Below are 17,014 nucleotides of genomic sequence, written 5' to 3' on the forward strand. Positions count from 1 at the left end.
CGGCAAGCACCGCATCATGCACGAGGAGAAACTCGCCGAGGCCAAGGAACGCCTCGACGAGGCCGTCGAAGCGGTCCGCGACGACGACGAGATCCACATCGACCTGCCCAGCACCGCGGTCCCCCAGGGCCGCACCGTCCTCACCCTGCGCGACCTGGAGCTGGCCTACGGGGCGCGCGTGGACGGCGAGTTCGAACTGCGCGGCCCCGAGCGGATCGCGCTGGTCGGACGCAACGGCGCGGGCAAGACGACCCTGCTGCGCACCATCACCGGGGAACTGGCCCCGGTGGCGGGCGAGGCGACCGCCCATGTGCCGCTGCGTTTCCTGCCCCAGCGGCTCGACGTGCTCGACGAGGAGGCGAGCGTCGCCGACAACGTGGCCCGGTTCGCCCCGGACGCCACCAACAACCGGATCCGCTCGCGCCTCGCCCGGTTCCTCTTCCGCGGCGCCAAGGCCGACCAACAGGCCGGGACGCTGTCCGGAGGCGAACGCTTCCGGGCCGCCCTCGCCGCGCTCATGCTCGCCGAGCCCGCCCCGCAGCTCCTCATGCTGGACGAGCCGACGAACAACCTCGACATGGCCAGCATCCGCCAGCTCACCACCGCCCTGGCGTCCTACGAAGGCGCCCTGGTCGTGGCCAGCCACGACCTGACCTTCCTGGACTCCATCGGCATCACCCGCTGGATCCTCCTGGACGGCGAGCTGCGCGAGACCGACCCCGAGGAGGTGAGGGCGCTCCGGTGAACCCGTGCACGGGGCCCACCGGAGCGGCGGCGGGTCAGGGCGTCATACGGACGACCTGGCCCGTCTCCAGCGCCACGTGCACCGCCCCGTCCGGCGCCACGGCCAGACCGTGCGGTTCGGCGCCGGGGCCGGGCAGTTCGTACTCCTCGACGCGCCCGTCGGGCGTGATCGAGCCGACCCGGCCGGTGGCCCACTCGGTGAACCAGCACACGCCCCGGCCGGGATCGGCGGCGACCGCGTGCGGGCGGCAGGCACGGTCCGGGAGCGGAAACTCCCGGACCGTGCCGTCGGTCGCCATCCGCCCGATCTGACCCGCGCCGATCTCCACGAACCACAGCGCCCCGTCCGCCCCGGCCGTGATCCCGACCGGCGCCGCCTGCGCGGTCGGCAGGGCGTGGACCGTGACGTCCCCGCCGAGCCCGATCCGGCCGATCGCGTCCGCCCGGTTGAGCGTGAACCACAGCGCGTCGTCGGGTCCGGCCGTGATGAACGAGGGGAACGCGCCCGACAACGGCAGCTCGAACCGGCCCACTTCACCGTCCACCGTGATCCGGCCGATCCGGTCGGTGTTCATCTCGGTGAACCACAGAGCGCCGTCCGCACCCGCCGCGATCCCGAACGGCCCGCCGTCCGGAGCCGGGCCCGCGTAGGAGGAGGACTTGCCGTCCACGGTGATCCGCCCGATGCGCCCGTCCCGGGCCCGCGTGAACCACAGGGCGCCGTCCGGGCCCGACGTGATGACCGACGGGCCGCAGGACTCCGAGTCGAGGGCGTGCCGCTCCAGCCCGCCCGACCCGGTCAGCCGCGCGATGCCCCCGCAGTGGACGAGCGTGCACCACAGGGCGCCGTCCGGGCCGGTGGTGAGGGAGTAGGGGCCGGACGGACGCGAGGGTCCGCGACATGCACCTGCTCGAAGACGACACCGGACCGGGACATGGGTGGCTCCTTGCCTGAGGGGATGGGGGGAGAGAAGGAGAAGGAGAAGGAGAAGTGGCGGGTGGTACGGGCGGCTCAGACGCGGACGGCCTGGGCCGCAGACGACGACACCGTCAGCCGTCTGCCCCGCCACCGCTCGCGCAGCAGCCGGTCGTGGCTGACCACCACGAGCGCGCCGTCGAAGCCGAGCAGCGCCGCCTCCAGCTCCTCCACCAGCGCGGGGGAGAGATGGTTGGTCGGCTCGTCCAGGAGCAGGACGTCCCAGGACCGGGTCACCAGGCGGGCCAGGGCGAGGCGCTGCCGCTGCCCGGTGGACAGCCCCCGCACCGGCACCGAGAGCTGCTCCTCGTCGAACAGGCCCAGGGAGAGCAGCAGTTCACGGTGCTCGTCGGCGGGCCCCGTACGGCCGCGCGCGAACGCGGTCAGGAGCGTCTCCCCGGGCCGGCCCGGCTCCGGCTCCTGCGGCAGATGGCCCACGCGCCCCTGGCGGGTGACCGTGCCGGTGTCCGGGGCGAGACGCCCGGCCAGGACGTCCAGGAGCGTGCTCTTGCCCGCCCCGTTCGGCCCCGTGATCAGCAGCTTCTCCCCGGCGTCGAGCGTGAGGCCGATCGGGCTCAGACGTCCCCCGACGCCGACACCGGCCGCGTCGAGCGCACAGCCGCGCACCTGCCCGGACCGCATCGCGGGCGCGAAGTGCAGCGGGTCGGGCGGCGCCGGCACCGGCCGTTCGAGCAGCCGGCGCAGACGTTCCTCGGCCTGCCGCACCCGGCTGGCCAGCGACTGCTGCACCCGCCCGGCCGCCCGGTCGTAGGCCATCTTGTTGCCGTCCTTCATGGCCCGCCCCGGCGCCACCCTGCGGGCGGTCGTCGCGGCCGCCTCGCGCAGCCCGGCCACGTCCGTCTCCCACTGCGCGTGCGCCTGCGCCCAGCGCTCGCGGGCCGCGGCCTTCTCCGTGAGATAGCCCGCGTAGCCGTTGCCGTAGCGGACGACGGTGCGGCGGTCGGCGTCCACCTCGAGCAGCGTCGTCGTCACCCGCTCCAGGAACATCCGGTCGTGCGAGACCGCGACCGTCGTGCCGCGGCGGGTGCGCAGATGCTCCTCCAGCCAGTGCAGAGCGCCGTCGTCGAGATGGTTGGTGGGCTCGTCGAGCAGCAGCACCTCGGGGCCCGCCGCGAGGACGGCCGCGAGCCGCAGCCGCACCTGCTCGCCGCCCGACAGGCTCCCGACGCCGCGGGCGCGCTCCAGCAGGCCGAGACCCAGCCCGTGCAGGGCGCGCTCCACACGGGCGTCCGCCTCGTAGCCGCCCCGCAGTTCGAACGCCGTCGACAGCTCCCCGTACTCGGCGAGGACGCTCTCGTCGCCGTCGGCCATCGCGGCCTCCAGGCGGCGCATCCGCTCCTCGACGGCGCGCAGATCGCCCAGGGCGCGGTCGATCACGTCCTGGACGGTGAGCTCCGGCGGGAGCCGCTCGGACTGCGCGAGATGGCCGACACCGCCGTCCGCGCGGACGACGACCTCGCCCTGGTCGCACTCCTCGACCCCGGCCAGCAGACGCAGCAGGGTGCTCTTTCCCGAACCGTTCTCCCCGATGATCCCGACGCGCTCACCCACCGGGAGCGAGCACGTGACGTCGTCGAGGACGACGCGGCCGTCGAAGGCCTTGGTGACGGAACGGACGCTGATCTGCGTGGGCATGCCCCTCCACGAATACGACTACGAGTGTGTTCAGACGCTTGCACGGGGTCGTTGCCGCGAGCAACCGGAGCGTCACATACCGGCCATCACGGGCGGGCGTCCGGCACCGACGGCCGTCACCCCCGCGAACAGGTCGTCCTCCGGCAGGGCGACCGGCACCAGCGAGCGCGCCAGGGTGTAGTCCTCGGTCGGCCACACCTCCTGCTGCAACCACGTCGGCACCGCGAACCACACCCCGTCCGGATCCACCTGCGACACATGTGCCCGCAACGCCCGGTCCCGCACGGGGAACCACGCGGCGCAGGGCACCCGGGTCGTGATGTCCGGGCGGCGCACCGGCTCGCAGGGCAGCGGCGCGTACGGCGCCGTACTGCCGCGCCGCAGCAGCGCACGGTGCAGCGCCGCACTGCGCTCCGGGTGCGAGCCGTGGTTGTAGTACAGCTTCAGCGGCTGCCAGGGCGGCCCCGCCCCGGGATGCGCGCCGCCGTCACCCGCCGCCTCGAACGCGGCCACCGCGATCCGGTGCGCCATCACGTGGTCGGGGTGCGGATAGCCGCCGTCCTCGTCGTACGTCGTCACGACGTGCGGCCGGAACCGGCGCACAAGCCGCACCAGCCGGCCCGTCGCCGCGTACGGGTCGGCCCGGGCGAAGCAGTCGGCGGGCAGCGGCTCGCCGTGCTCCGGCAGCCCGGAGTCCCGGTAGCCGAGCCGGCACTGGCGCACCCCGAGGATGCGCCGGGCGCGCGCCATCTCGCGGGCGCGGACCGCCGCCATGTCCACCGGTCCCGGCGGCCGCGGACAGGACGGGTTGAGGAAGGAACCCCGTTCGCCGCCCGTGCACGTGACCACCAGCACGTCCGCGCCCTCCGCCGCGTAGCGCGCCATCGTCGCCGCGCCCTTGCTGGATTCGTCGTCGGGGTGCGCGTGCACCGCCATCAGCCGTGGCCGGGCGGCGCCCTGCGCGAGAGCTCCGGACATCCGTACTCCTCCCTGGATCCGCGATCCTGGACGTCCCCGGGGCGACGCTAGGAACCGCGACCGGAGCGACCCTCGAGAACGCCCGGAGCGTGCCGCGAGAACCGCTGCAGAATCCGGGCCGAGGGCGAGCGGATGCGTAGGGTCCGCGGCAGTGCGGGGTCCGGGGGACGGGCCGCGTGGCGGAGCCGAGGGGGAAACATGAGCAGCACGTCCGTGCGCCTGTTCTGTCTGCCGTACTGCGGTGCCTCGGCGGGCGTCTATCTGCCCTGGCGCGACCGGCTCGCGCCGCATCTGACCGTCACCCCCCTCGAACTGCCGGGCCGGGGCGCCCGGCTGGGCAAGGACCCGTGCTCCACCATGGAGGCGCTGCTGCACGACCTGGTGCCCACGGTGGCCCGCCTGTGCGACCGCCCGTTCGCCCTCTACGGCCACGGGCTCGGCGCCCTGCTGGCCTACGAGATCGCGGCGCGCCTCGAATGGGACCACGAACTCGTCGCCGAACGCCTCTACGTGTCCGGCCAGGCGGCCCCGCACCTGCCGATCCGTCAGGACCCGCTCTCCGGCCTCCCGGACGACGCGTTCCTCGCCGCGGCCGCCCGCCACCCCGGCGTCCACCCCGGCGTCCTCGGGGACCCGGCACTGGCCCGGCTCCAACTGCCGGTGCTGCGCGCCGACTTCGCGCTCACCGAGGCGTACGAGGAGGGGCTCGACAACAGCGTGCACGCGCCGCTCACCGCGACGGCGGGCCTCGACGACCCGACGGTCCTCGGCGAGGAGCTGAGTGCCTGGCGGGCCTACACGCGCCGTTCCTTCCGCCTGCGCCGGTTCACCGGCGGCCACTTCCACTGGCGGGCCCAGGAGCAGCCGCTGCTCGACATGTTCGTCGAGGACCTGTCGCGCAGGAACGACGCGCACCACCGGTTCCCGGTGGCGGAACGGACCTTCTGAAGCGCGGGCCTTCTGAAGCGCGGACCTTCTGAAGCCCCATGAGAGCATGACGCCCCCGAACAGACCGACGCGAAGGCTGGCATGACGACTGATCAGATCCACATCGCGTTCCTGCGCGCCGTCAACGTGGGCAGCCGCAAGGTCGAGATGGCCCGGCTGCGCGAGGTGCTCACCGGGCTCGGCCTCGGCTCCGTGCGCACCTACATCGCGAGCGGGAACGCCTTCTTCACCAGCGCGGACAGCGACCCCGAGCGCCTCGTCGCCCTCATCGAGCGAGGCCTCGAGGACGCCTTCGGATTCGAGATCCCCACGATCCTGCGCACGGCGGACCAACTGCGCGCGGAACTGGCGGCCGCGCCGTTCGACGGGGCCGGCCCGGCCGCGGACGAGCGCTTCTCCATGCTCTACGGATCGGCGCCGCTGACCGGCACCGACCTCCCCGTCCGTTCCCCCAAGGGCGACTGGGAGATCCTGGGCACGCACGACGGCACGGCGTACGTGCGCTGGCGGCTGCTGGGCGGCCGCCCCGTCAACCCCGCCCCCGTCATCGAGAAGATGTTCGGGGTCCGGGCGACGGGCCGGTTCTTCCACACCTCGCAGAAGATCCTGGCCGCCGCCGAGAAGAACTGACCTACGGGAGCTCGACGGTCAGGTCCAGGGTGCCGTGGCCGAGGGAGCCCTCGCCGCTGATGCCCGCCAGCTCACCCGTACCGGAGCCGGGCACGATGCCCGCCCACGTCACCGGCTCACCGCTGCCGACCTGGGTCGCCCGGTGCTCGAGCACGAACGTGCCCGTGCGCCCGCCCACCGTGCCGGTGACCCGCTCCTGCGCCACGTACGCGGCACCGCCAGGCCCCTGGGTCGTCGCCATGTGACCGGTGGCCGTGCCGAGCACATCGCCCTCCGTGTACGTCTTGGCGAGCTCGACGCGGGCCGTGACCGGACCGCCGTCGACCTTCTCGTCGTCCACGCCGTCCCACACGTCGACCACGAACGTGGCCTGAATCCGTAGCTGAGTCATGGGCGGGAGTATCCCGGCGCGACCTCCCCTCCGATGCTCCCGATTGAGCAGGCACGCGGCGCGCGGATCGCTAGCGTGACGCCGCGTCACGGCGGGAACCCCGAGGAGGCGGTCGACAGTGAGCACCGAAGTGGAAGCATCGAGCGAGCACCCGCAGGCGGCACCGGCCGCCTACCCCTTCACCGGCGGGGAGGGGCTCGAGCTCTCGTACTCGTACATCAAGCTCATCGAGGACGGCGCCCCGATCCGCGTCCAGCTGCCGTTCGGCGAGCCCGCCTGGCTCGTCACCCGGTACGAGGACGCCCGCTTCGTCCTGACCGACCGGCGCTTCTCCCGCAACGAGGCCACCCGGCGGGACGAGCCGCGCATGACCCCCCGGCCCGTGCCCGAGTCGATCCTGACGATGGACGCGCCGGACCACACGCGGCTGCGCACCCTGGTGTCCAAGGCGTTCACCCCGCGCCGCGTCGAGGGCAAGCGCGCCTGGATCGGCGAGCTGGCCGCCGGACTCGTCGACGACATGAGGGCCGCGGGCCCGAGCGCCGAACTCGTCGGCTCCTACGCGCTCGCCATCCCGGTCACCGTGATCTGCGAACTGCTCGGCGTGCCCGCCGAGGACCGCGCACAGCTGCGCGCCTGGTGCGACGCCGCGCTGTCCACGAACGAGCTGACCGACGAAGAGTGCGTGCAGAGCTTCATGGATCTGCAGAAGTACTTCGAGGACCTGATCGCGCAGCGCCGCGAGACGCCCCGCGACGACCTCACCAGCGCCCTCATCGAGGCCCGCGACGCCCACGACCGGCTGGACGAGCAGGAGCTCATCGGGCTGTGCATCGCGACGCTCATCGGCGGCTTCGAGACGACCGCGAGCGAGATCTCCAACTTCGTCCACGTGCTCCAGCAGCGCCGCGAGCTGTGGACGCGCCTGTGCGAGAACCCCGACTCGATCCCGGTCGCCGTCGAGGAACTGCTGCGCTTCGTGCCCTTCGCCGCCAACGGCATCTCCCCGCGCTACGCCCTGGAGGACCTCACCGTCGGCGAGACCCTCGTCCGGGCCGGCGAACCGGTCGTCGTGGACACGAGCATCGTCAACCGCGACGAGAACGTCTTCGAGAACGGCCACGAGGTCGTCCTCGACCGCGCCGACAACCGGCACATGGTCTTCGGCCACGGCGCCCACCACTGCCTGGGCGCGCACCTGGCCCGCGTCGAGCTCCAGGAGGCGCTGAAGGCACTCGTCGTCGGCATGCCGGGACTGCGCCTGAACGGCGAGATCACCTGGAAGTCGGACATGATCATCCGCGCTCCGAAGACGCTGCCCGTCACCTGGTGACCGGGGACCGCCCCGGCCGGGGCGGATCCGCCGCCGAACATGCGCTGTATTGAGCATCGCTTCCGCGGCGCCCTTCCTAACGTGGCCCCGGCCGAGTCTGCCCGGACGGCGGCTGTGACACGAGGATCAGGAGAGTCATGACCACCAGCACCGCGGACGGCAGGCCGACCGCCGAGGACAGTTCCGACCAGGGCCCGCGCTCCCTGGTCGTCAGACTGATCCTCGTCACCCTGCTGATGGCCGAACTGCTCATCCAGGTCGACCAGACCATCGTCAACGTGGCCCTGCCGTTCATCCAGCGCGACCTCCACTTCACCGAGTCCGGCCTGCCGTGGGTCGTCAACGCCTACGGGCTCCTGTACGGCGGACTGCTGCCGCTGGGCGGCCGCATCGGCGACCTGTTCGGCCGGCGCCGCGTCCTCGTCACCGGCGTCACGATCTTCACCGTGGCCTCCGTCGTGTGCGGCTTCAGCACCGACCCGACGGTCATGGTGATCGCCCGCGCCGTGCAGGGCCTGGGCGGCGCGCTGACCGCCCCGGTCGTCCTCTCGCTGATCATCACCTCGTTCGCCGAAGGCCCCGAGCGGCAGCGGGCGTTCGCCCTGTGGGGCAGCACGCAGGCGGCGGGCGCCCTGTTCGGCCTGCTCGTCGGCGGCCTGCTGACGTCCGGCCCCGGCTGGGAGTTCAGCTTCTTCGCCGCCGTCCCGATCGGCGCGCTCGTCGTGATCCTCGCCCTGACGACGCTCAAGGAGAGCCGCGCCGAACAGCGGCCCAGCCTGGACGTGGCGGGCGCGGTCACCATCACGGCCGCCCTGCTGATGACGGTCTTCGTCTTCCTCGACACCCAGCGCCCGTGGACCTCCCCGCTGCGCGGCGGCCTGCTCGTCCTCGCCGCCGTCCTCCTCGCGGTCTTCCTGCTCGTCGAGCGGCGCCAGGCCCACCCGTTCCTGCCGCTGCACGTGTTCCGCCGGCGCAACACCAGCGGCGCGCTCGCCATCATGATGATCTTCGGTGCCACGCAGATGAGCTACTTCTTCTTCGTCACCCTCTACCTCCAGGAGATCCTCGGGTTCTCCGCCCTGCAGACCGGCCTCGCCTATCTGCCGCTGATCGCCACCCTGCTGGTGTTCGCGCAGGTCTGCATGAAGACCGTGGCCCGCGTCGGACTGACCCGGATGCTGATGACCGGCCTGTTCTGCCTCGGCCTCGGCATGGGCTGGCTGGGCCTGGCCGCGTCGTCGACCAGCTTCGTCGCCACCGTCCTCGGCCCCACGATCATCTCCGGCATCGGCCTCGGCCTGACCATGATGCCGGCCGGCACCATCGCCACCAGCGGCGTCGACCCGGCCGACGCGGGCGCCGTCTCCGGCCTGTTCAACACCGCGATCCTGGTCGGCGGTTCGCTGGGCCTGGCCGTCCTCACCACCGTCACCCAGGCCGTCGGCGGCCTCGACGACACGCACGGCTACACCGTCGCGTTCCTGTGCAGCGCGGGCCTGGCCGCGGCGGCGATCCTCATCGCCGCCCTCGTCGTCCGTGTCCCCGCGCCCGCCGAAGCCGACGCCGCCTGACCCACTCCGTCCAGGAACACCACGCGCACACCGGGCCGTCGTCCACGAGGACGCGGCCCGGCCCGCGCGGCTGCCCCGTCCACCGGGAAGGAACCCCATGGCCGACACACTCCTCGAACTGCCCGACGACTTCAGCCGCGTCCTCGCGATCGTCGCCCACCCCGACGACATCGAGTTCGGCGCCGGGCCCGCCGTGGCCGCCTGGACCGCGCGGGGGATCGAGGTGGCCTACCTCCTCGTCACCCGCGGCGAGGCGGGCATCGACGGCCTCGACCCGGCCGAGTGCGGGCCGGTGCGCGAGGCCGAACAGCGCAAGGCCGCCGCCGAACTCGGCGTCCAGCAGGTCGACTTCCTCGACGGGTACACCGACGGCACCATCACCTACGGGCCCGGACTGCGCCGCGACCTGGCCCGCGCCGTCCGCCGCCACCGCCCCGAGCTCATCGTGACGTTCAACCACCACGACACCTGGGCCTCCGGCGCGTGGAACACCCCCGACCACCGGGACGTCGGCCGCGCCGCCCTCGACGCCGTCGCCGACGCCGCCAACCGCTGGATCTTCCCCGAACTCCTCGACGAGGGCCTCGAACCGTGGCGGGCCGGCAAGGTGGCCGTCGCCGGATCGCCGCGCCCCACCCACGCCGTCGCCGTCGACGACGCCGCCCGCGAACGCGCGGTGCGCTCGCTCGCCGCCCACGACCGCTACCTGCGCTCCCTGAGCGACGACGAGCCCGCCGAGCGCGCCCGGTTCATCCTCGACCACCTGCTCGCCGCCACCGCTCCCCGCTTCGAGGGCCGAGGCGGCGTCTCCTTCCAGATAGGCGGGTGAGCCCGCGATGGCGGAACGTGCCTTCTCGTACCTGACCGACCAACTGCGCTCGCACGCCCGGCTGCACCCGGACCGCACCGCCCTCGTCGTCGACGGCCGGCCCGACCTCCGCTACGGCGAGTGGGACCGGCGCTCGGAGGACCTCGCCCGCGGACTGCTCGCCGCCGGCACCGCCCGCGGCACCCGCATCGGCGTCTTCTTCGGCGACATGGACTGGGACGGCTACGCCGTCGCCTACCTCGGCGTCCTGAAGGCCGGCGGCACCGTACTCCACCTGCCCGTCCGCCTGCCCGCCGAGGAACTCGAACGCCGCGCCCGGCAGTGCGGCATGACCGGCATCGTCCACGGCCGGACCGCCCCGCCCGCCGCCCCGTCCGTCACCTGGACCGACACCGTCGACGCCCTGTCCGTCGCGGGCGACACCCCCGTCGACCTCGCCCACGCCCCCGACGACGCCGCCGAGATCGTCTACTCCTCCGGCACCACCGGGCTCGCCCGCGGCGTGATCGTCCCGCACCAGAACCTCGCCACCGCCGGCGGCCCCCGCTCCGTCATGGCGCACGACGAACCCACCCCGATGGTCGCTTCCGTGCACCTGGGCATCACCGCCAGCGCGACCACCGTCTCCATGGTGCTCAACGCGACCCCGACCACCCTCGTCCTCGCCCCGCCCGGCGACGCCGACCGGCTGTGCGCCCTCATCGAGCAGCACGCCGCCAGCACCGTCATGATGACCCCGCACCTCGCCGTCGCCATGACCCGCGACGGGGCGCTGCACCGCCACGACCTGACCTGCGTCACCACCGTGGCCACCGCCTCCGCGTTCCTGCACCCGCCGCTGGCCCGCGCCCTGCTCACCGCGATGCCCAAGGCCCGCGTCATCGGCGCCTACTCCGCCAGCCAGGCCAAACCCGCCGTCACCATCGGCACCCTCGACCCGCAACGCCCGCTGTCCGTCGGGCGGCCCGCCCCCGGCACCCATGTCCTGATCACCGACCGGCACGGCGCGGCCCTGCCCGCCGGACAGGTCGGCCGGATCTGGCTGCGCGCCGACGGAGCGCCCCCGCGCGACCGGCTGGACGCCGGCCCCGAGGCGGACGGCGTCCCCGAGGGCGGCTGGTGCGACACCGGCGACCTCGGCCACGTCGACGACGACGGCGAGCTGTACCTCTTCGACCGCGAGACCGACGCCGTGCCCACCGCGCACGGCCTCGTCTCCTCGCTGCGCGTCGAGTCCGTCCTCTACGACCACGAGGCCGTCGCCGACGTCGCCGTCGTCGCCACCGGCACCGACGGCGTGGCCGCGGCCGTCGTCCCCGTACCCGGCGAGACCCCCGACCCGGACCGGCTGTGCGCGGCGCTCGCCGACCACGCGGCCGGCACCCTCGCCCCGCACGAGATCCCGACCCGGGTCCTGCTCGTCGACGAACTGCCCCGCAACGACCTCGGCAAGGTCGTCAAACGCCTCATCAGGGACCGCTTCCGGGCCCCCTCCGCCGCGCACCGCCCCGATCCGACAGGAGCCCCCGCATGAGCACCGAGACCGAGACGCCGATCCACCCGCTGTTCGCGGAGATGATCCGCTGCACCGCCGAACGCGACCTCGACGGACTCGTCGACCTCTACCACCCCGACGCCGAATGGGTCCGCTTCACCGGCCCCGTGCGCGGCCACGACAACATCCGTGAACTGCTGCGCCGCTACTGGGAGCTCGACCTCCAGCACGTCGAGATGAACGAGTTCATCCAGACCGACGACACCGTCATGATGCGCGGCACCATGACCTGCCGCGGCGAGACCGTCGTCACCTTCGGCGTCTACGTCCTGCGCGACGGCAAGATCTGGCGCCAGTGCGGCGCCGACGAGGGCGGCACCCGCGACTGGTGGGCCTGAGCCGTGAGACCACCAGCCCACCCACCCCACCCCCAGGAGCCCTCCGTCATGTCACGCGCCGACGGCGTCGCACGCCGCCGAGTCCTGCAGTGGAGCGCCGCCGCGGCCACCGTCGCCGCCGGCTCCGCCGCCCTGACCGGCTGCGCCGGTGAGACCGGCGGAACCCGTACCGTCGCCGGATCCGGCAAGGCCCTGCGCGTCGGCGCCTCCGACGCCACCGGCACCATCGGCCTCGACCCCCGCCACGCCGGGTTCGGCGCCAGCTACATCGCCCTGTACCACCTGTACGACCAGCTCATGTACCTCAAGGGCAGCCGCTACGAACTCGGCCTCGCCGAGTCGGTGGAGCCGAGCGCCGACGCCGCCGAGTGGACCGTGCGGATCCACAAGCACGCCGTGTTCCACGACGGCTCGCCGGTGCGCGCCGCGGACGTCGCCTACTCCCTGCGCACCCTGGCGACCCCGCCGTCCACCCGCGCCAACAACTTCGCCGACCTGGACCTCGACCGGCTGAAGATCGTCGACCAGCACACCCTGAAGGTGGGGCTCAAGCGGCCCCGCGGCGACTTCAGGGAAGGCATCCTCGCCGTGTTCTCCCCGGTCTTCCCCGAGGGCACCGGCGACAAGGACTTCGCGCGCGGCGTCGGCTCCGGCCCGTACCGGCTCGACGAGCAGGACGGCAAGAACCTCCGGCTCGCCGTCAACGACAAGTACTGGAACGGCACGTCGCACTTCCGGCGCATCGACCTCTCCCTGATCGCCGACCCCGCCGCCCGCCTCGCCGCGCTCAAGAGCGGCCAGATCGACTACGCCTTCGGCATCACGGCCACCGGCGCCAAGGCCGAGCGGGCCAACCGGGCGATCAGCGTGCGGCGCGGCCACACCGCCAACTCCAACGCCCTGTCGTTCGCCATGAACGAGCGGCTCGCCCCCTTCGACGACCCGGACGTGCGCCGCGCCGTCCGGCTGGCCGCCGACCGCGACGCACTCGTGCAGAAGGTCCTGCTCGGCCTCGGCACCCCCGGCGAGGACCTCGTCGGCAAGGGCCTGCCCGGATACGCGGGCCGCGCCCGCACCCGCGACGTCGCCGAGGCGAAGCGCCTGTTCGCGCGCGCCGGGGTCGACACCCTGGAACTGCGCGCCGCGGACACCGTGCCCGGCTTCACCGCCGCGGCCCGGCTGCTCGGCCAGCAGCTCAAGGAGGCCGGCGTCGACCTCGACGTACGGACCGTGCCCGCCGACACGTACTACGCGGACCTCAAGGGCCTGTCCCGCGCCCCCTTCCAGACCTTCTACTACGCCAACCGGCCCGCCGCCGTGCACCTGTCCGCCACCACCACCAAGGGCGCGTTCTTCAACGTGACCGGGCTCGGGGAGCGGCACTTCAAGCGGCTCGCGGCCGCGCAGGCCACCGTCGACGACGACCGGCGCGAGGCCGCGTTCGCCACCATCCAGCGCGACCTGTCCGCCACCGGCGGCGACCTGCTGTGGGGATTCCAGGAACAGCTCGACGCCTCCGTACCCGGACTCACCGGCGTCTGGTCCAGCCAGTCCACCCCCGTGTTCACACGGGCCAGGACGGCGTGAGAACCGCCGTCCGACTCGCCGCCCTCGCCGGGCGGCGCCTCACGGGCGCGCTGGCCACCCTGCTGGCCGGCTCGTTCGTCCTGTTCGCCGCCGCCGAGGTGCTGCCGGGCGACGCCGCCGCGGCCGCGCTCGGCGGCGCAGCGAGCCCCGCCGACGTGGCCCGGCTGCACGCCGAACTGGGCCTGGACCGACCCCTGTTGGTCCGCTACGCCGACTGGATCGGCTCGGCGCTCTCCGGCGACCTGGGCCACAGCCTCGTCGACCGGCGCCCCGTCAGCCGGATCATCGCCGGGCCGCTCGCCGACACCCTTCTGCTCGCCGGGGTGTGCGCCGTCCTCACCGTCGCCCTGGCCCTCACCATCGGGATCGCCGCCGGACTGCGGCCCGGCAGCCTCCTCGACCGGATCCTCTCCGGCACCTCGGTCGCCCTGGTCTCCGTCCCCCAGTTCGTCACCGCGGGCCTGCTCACCCTGGTCTTCGCCTCCTGGCTCGGCGTCCTGCCGGCCGTATCCCTGGTCCCCTTCGGCGAACCCCTCCTCGCCCACCCCGAGGCCCTCGTCCTGCCCGTGACCGCGCTGACCCTGTTCTCCGCGGCCTGGGCCGGCCGGCTGGTCCGCGCCGCCGTCGTGGACGCCGCCGCCACCCCGCACGTCGAGGCCGCCCGCCTCGCGGGACTCACCCCCGCCCGCGTCGTCCTGCGCCACCTGCTGCCCACCGCCGCGGGACCCTGCGCCCAGGTCTTCGGCTGGCTCACCGGCACCCTCGTCGGCGGCACCGCCGTCGTCGAACAGGTCTTCAACTACCCGGGCCTGTCCAACGAGTTGGTCGCGGCCGTCGAACACCACGACGCCGCCGTCCTCGAAGGCATCGGTCTCCTCATGGCCGCGGCCGTGGTCACCGGCCTCCTCCTGGCCGACCTCCTGGCAGCGGCAGCCGACCCCCGCACCCGGACCGCCACATGAACACGCCCGCCACCACAGCCGCCGTCGACGCGTCCGCCCCGCCCCGCAGCCGGTGGCGCGGCCTGCTGTGGCTCCTGCCCGTCGCCGCGATCGTCCTGTTCGCGCTGCTCGGCCCCTGGTTCGCGCCGCACGACCCGGCGCACATCACCGCCGCCCCCTACAGCCAGGGCGCCGGGCTTCCGCTCGGGTCGGACGGGGAGGGGCGGGACGTGTGGTCGCGGTTCCTGTCCGGAGGGCGGCCCCTGGTCCTCGTACCGCTGCTGGCCACCGTCGTCACCACCCTCCTCGGCACCACGACCGGGGTGCTCGCCGGATACCTCGGCGGATGGTTCGACGCCGCCGTGTCCCGGCTCGACACCCTGCTGCTCGCCCTGCCGCCCGCCCTCGTCCTGCTGGTGCTGCTGCACGGCTGGGGCTACCGCACCCTCACCCTGGTCACCGCCGTCGCCCTCACCGGCGTCCCCTTCGTCTCCCGCGTAGCCCGCGCCGCCACCCTCCAGATCGTCCACTCCGGATACGTCGACCAGGCCGTGGCCCTCGGCGACGGGCCGGCCGCGGTGATGGTCCGCGAGATCGTGCCGGGCGTCGTGCGGCCCGTGCTCGCCGACGCGGGCACCCGCCTCGCCATCGCCATCGCCCTCACCGCCTCCGCCGGGTTCCTCGGCTTCGGCCCCGACAGCCCCGACTGGGGCTCCATGATCAGCGAGAACATGGAGGGCGTGACCCTGGCGCCCTGGGGCGTGGCGGCACCGGCCCTCGGCCTCGCCGTGCTCACCGTCTCCGTCAACCTCGCCCTCGACCGGGCGATCACGAGGTTCGCCCCATGACCGCACTGTCCGACGCCCCCGACCAGCCCGCCGGCCCCGCACCGAGGCCGCCCGACGACGGACCCGACCCCGTCCGCGTCACCGGACTGACCGTCACCGGACCCCGGGGACAGCGCGTCCTCGACGACGTCTCCCTGACCCTGCGGCCCGGCGAACGCCTCGGCGTCGTCGGCGAGTCCGGCTCCGGCAAGACCACCCTCGCGCTCGCCCTCCTCGGCGCGCTGCGCCCCGGCCTGCGCGCCACCGCAGGCACCCTGGAGGTCACCGGCCAGGACCCGCTGGCCCTGCGCGGCCGCGAACTGCGCCGGCTGCGGCGCCGCGTGGCCTGCCTCCCGCAGGACCCGGCCGCGGCCCTCACCCCCACGATGCGGGTGGCCGCCCAGGTCACCGAGCTCGCCGCCCGCCGCACCCCGCAGGACGCCGCCCGCACCCTGCGCGCCGTGGGACTGCCCCACGACCCCGCCTTCCTGCGCCGCTACCCGCACGAACTGTCCGGCGGACAGCAACAGCGCCTCGCCCTCGGCCGCGTCCTCGCCGCCGAACCCGACGTGCTCGTCCTCGACGAACCGACGACCGGACTCGACCTGCTCACCCAGCGCCTCGTCCTCGACGAGGTCGCCCGCCTGACCGAACGCCGCCGTCTCACCCTGCTGTTCATCACCCACGACCTGGCCGCCGCCGCCCGCCTCACCGACCGGATCGCCGTGCTGCGGGCCGGCCGGCTCGTCGAGGAAGGCCCCCTGACCGAGGTGCTCGGACGGCCCCGCGAGACCTACACCCGCGAACTGGTGCGCGCCGTCCCCGACATCGCCGAGGCCCACACCCGGCCGCCCCGCCCCGAGAGCGAGGCGGAACCGGTCCTGCGCGTCACCGGCCTCACCGCCGGACACGGCCGCGGCGCCCGCCGGGTCACCACGGCCCACGAGGTGTCCCTGCACGTCGCCCCCGGCGAGTGCGTCGCCCTCCTCGGCGGGTCCGGCGCCGGGAAGACCACCCTCGCCCGCTGCGTCACCGGCCACCACACCCCCGACACCGGCACCGTCGCACTCGACGGCACCCCCGTCCCCGGCCCGCTGCGCGCCCGCACCCTCGACCAGCGCCGCCTCGTCCAGCTCGTCGCCCAGGACGCGAGCGGCTCCCTCAACCCGCGGCGCACCGTCGGCGCGACCATCGCCCGCCCCCTGCGGGTGCTGCGCGGCATGGACCGGCGGGCCGCCGCCGACGAGACGCTGCGCCTGCTGCGCCTGGTCGGACTCGACGAACAGTGCGCCGCCCGGCTGCCCGGCACCCTGTCCGGCGGCCAGCGGCAGCGGGTCGCCATCGCGCGCGCCCTCGCCCCGCGGCCCCGGCTGCTGCTGTGCGACGAGGTCACCTCCAGCCTCGACGTCCGCATCCAGGCCGACATCCTCGCCCTGCTCGACGACCTGCGCACCCGCCTCGGCCTCGGCCTGCTCCTGATCAGCCACGACCTGGGCGTGATCGCCCGCATCGCCGACCGGGTCCTCGTCCTGGACGGCGGAACGGTCCGCGAACAGGGGCCCGTGACCGAGGTGTTCACCCACCCCCGGCACCCCTGGACCGAGGAACTCCTGGCCGCCGTCCCGTCGATGAGCGCGTACACGGCACAGCGGGCGCCCCAGGACCTGGGGACGCCCGCCGAGCGTGCGTGAGCCGGACCGGGTCCGGTCC

The 17,014-nt window shown here is 74.0% G+C and carries 15 protein-coding genes and 1 pseudogene; 12 read left to right on the forward strand and 4 right to left on the reverse strand.

The genetic code is table 11. The features are described from left to right. The coding region (locus ACIBTU_RS32325) for an ATP-binding cassette domain-containing protein (protein ID WP_399130221.1) at positions 1-745 on the forward strand (745 nt) is incomplete at its 5' end. A 34-nt stretch (positions 746-779) separates the two neighbouring features. Here the strand turns inward: ACIBTU_RS32325 and ACIBTU_RS32330 are convergent. The 3 genes and pseudogenes from ACIBTU_RS32330 to mca form a co-directional block, all read right to left on the reverse strand. Next, positions 780-1,625: pseudogene (locus ACIBTU_RS32330) on the reverse strand (virginiamycin B lyase); the annotation flags it as partial. A gap of 131 nt (positions 1,626-1,756) precedes the next feature. Further along, entirely contained in the window at positions 1,757-3,376 is a 1,620-nt protein-coding gene (abc-f, locus tag ACIBTU_RS32335) for a ribosomal protection-like ABC-F family protein (protein ID WP_399130222.1), read from the reverse strand. A gap of 72 nt (positions 3,377-3,448) precedes the next feature. Continuing rightward, complete coding sequence (gene mca, locus ACIBTU_RS32340) at positions 3,449-4,354, reverse strand: mycothiol conjugate amidase Mca (protein ID WP_399130223.1); 906 nt, start codon at positions 4,352-4,354, stop codon at positions 3,449-3,451. 198 nt (positions 4,355-4,552) lie between these two features. On the opposite strand from mca, the gene ACIBTU_RS32345 reads away from it, so the two are divergent. After that, positions 4,553-5,302, forward strand: coding sequence for a thioesterase II family protein (locus ACIBTU_RS32345; protein ID WP_399130224.1), 750 nt, complete (start codon positions 4,553-4,555; stop codon positions 5,300-5,302). 81 nt (positions 5,303-5,383) lie between these two features. Then, on the forward strand, positions 5,384-5,932 hold the full coding sequence (locus ACIBTU_RS32350) for a DUF1697 domain-containing protein (protein WP_399130225.1): 549 nt from the start codon (positions 5,384-5,386) through the stop codon (positions 5,930-5,932). A 1-nt stretch (position 5,933) separates the two neighbouring features. On the opposite strand, the gene ACIBTU_RS32355 is transcribed toward ACIBTU_RS32350, so the two are convergent. Continuing rightward, positions 5,934-6,323 (reverse strand): DUF3224 domain-containing protein, encoded by a 390-nt coding sequence (locus ACIBTU_RS32355; RefSeq protein WP_399130226.1) that lies wholly within the window; start codon positions 6,321-6,323, stop codon positions 5,934-5,936. A 118-nt stretch (positions 6,324-6,441) separates the two neighbouring features. On the opposite strand from ACIBTU_RS32355, the gene ACIBTU_RS32360 reads away from it, so the two are divergent. The 9 genes from ACIBTU_RS32360 to ACIBTU_RS32400 all read left to right on the forward strand — a co-directional run bounded on the left by ACIBTU_RS32360 (position 6,442) and on the right by ACIBTU_RS32400 (position 16,995). Next, the gene (locus ACIBTU_RS32360) at positions 6,442-7,656 is read left to right on the forward strand and encodes a cytochrome P450 (RefSeq protein ID WP_399130227.1); all 1,215 of its coding nucleotides are present in this window, start codon (positions 6,442-6,444) and stop codon (positions 7,654-7,656) included. Positions 7,657-7,793: 137 nt separating this feature from the next. Beyond that, on the forward strand, positions 7,794-9,227 hold the full coding sequence (locus ACIBTU_RS32365) for an MFS transporter (protein WP_399130228.1): 1,434 nt from the start codon (positions 7,794-7,796) through the stop codon (positions 9,225-9,227). A 97-nt stretch (positions 9,228-9,324) separates the two neighbouring features. After that, positions 9,325-10,056, forward strand: a complete 732-nt coding sequence (locus ACIBTU_RS32370; protein WP_399130229.1) for a PIG-L deacetylase family protein — start codon at positions 9,325-9,327, stop codon at positions 10,054-10,056. Between the two features lie 7 nt (positions 10,057-10,063). Continuing rightward, the gene (locus ACIBTU_RS32375) at positions 10,064-11,590 is read left to right on the forward strand and encodes a class I adenylate-forming enzyme family protein (RefSeq protein WP_399130230.1); all 1,527 of its coding nucleotides are present in this window, start codon (positions 10,064-10,066) and stop codon (positions 11,588-11,590) included. Continuing rightward, complete coding sequence (locus tag ACIBTU_RS32380) at positions 11,587-11,949, forward strand: nuclear transport factor 2 family protein (protein ID WP_384619865.1); 363 nt, start codon at positions 11,587-11,589, stop codon at positions 11,947-11,949. The genes ACIBTU_RS32375 and ACIBTU_RS32380 overlap by 4 nt, the downstream gene beginning before the upstream one ends. Positions 11,950-11,997: 48 nt before the next feature. Next, on the forward strand, positions 11,998-13,536 hold the full coding sequence (locus ACIBTU_RS32385; protein WP_399130231.1) for an ABC transporter substrate-binding protein: 1,539 nt from the start codon (positions 11,998-12,000) through the stop codon (positions 13,534-13,536). Next, positions 13,533-14,498 carry an ABC transporter permease gene (locus ACIBTU_RS32390; RefSeq protein WP_399130232.1) on the forward strand — a complete coding sequence of 322 codons (966 nt, stop codon included), beginning with the start codon at positions 13,533-13,535 and terminating at the stop codon, positions 14,496-14,498. Before ACIBTU_RS32385 ends, ACIBTU_RS32390 begins: the two co-directional genes overlap by 4 nt. Beyond that, complete coding sequence (locus ACIBTU_RS32395; protein ID WP_399130233.1) at positions 14,495-15,325, forward strand: ABC transporter permease; 831 nt, start codon at positions 14,495-14,497, stop codon at positions 15,323-15,325. The genes ACIBTU_RS32390 and ACIBTU_RS32395 overlap by 4 nt, the downstream gene beginning before the upstream one ends. Further along, a complete protein-coding gene (locus ACIBTU_RS32400; protein ID WP_399130234.1) occupies positions 15,322-16,995 on the forward strand; it encodes an ABC transporter ATP-binding protein in 1,674 nt (557 codons plus the stop codon). The genes ACIBTU_RS32395 and ACIBTU_RS32400 overlap by 4 nt, the downstream gene beginning before the upstream one ends. Positions 16,996-17,014 lie beyond the last annotated feature (19 nt).

Source organism: Streptomyces sp. NPDC050145, from assembly GCF_044460245.1.
Lineage (GTDB): Bacteria > Actinomycetota > Actinomycetes > Streptomycetales > Streptomycetaceae > Streptomyces.